The organism is Companilactobacillus paralimentarius DSM 13238 = JCM 10415 (assembly GCF_001434985.1).
Lineage (GTDB): Bacteria > Bacillota > Bacilli > Lactobacillales > Lactobacillaceae > Companilactobacillus > Companilactobacillus paralimentarius.
The window spans coordinates 1-387 of the sequence record NZ_AZES01000105.1 but is presented as its reverse complement, the minus strand read 5'-3'; the positions used below and the strand labels follow the sequence as shown (position 1 = coordinate 387).

Genomic DNA, 387 nt, shown 5'->3' with positions numbered 1-387 from the left:
AAATCTACAGATGCTGGCACAGCGGCAGCAATTGCCAATATGACAGCTAAGGTTTTCAAGAAAAAAGTTGTAAAAATTATGAGTGTTAATAATGTTTCAATTGTATCCGAAGCTACGGCTAATACTAAACCGGTTAGTCCTAGAAAGACTTTGAATGTTATAGCTGGAATAGTTATAGGTGCAATTTTAGGAATTGCGTTAGCATTCGTTCGTGAATTAACTGATAGGACTGTTTCGACTGAGAGTTTCTTGACAGATGATCTAGGACTTATAAGCTTAGGAACAGTTACTGAAATCGATCAAAAAGACATTGACAGAACCGTTGAACATCAGAAAGTTCAATCTAAGTTGAGTATTAATAAATCATCAAGAAATCATAGAAGGGTC

At 35.4% G+C, this 387-nt stretch carries 1 protein-coding gene; it reads left to right on the top strand.

Going from position 1 to position 387, the window contains the following annotated elements; all coding sequences use genetic code 11:
- On the top strand, positions 1-387 hold a 387-nt coding region (locus FD33_RS09070), incomplete at both ends, for a YveK family protein (protein WP_275453142.1).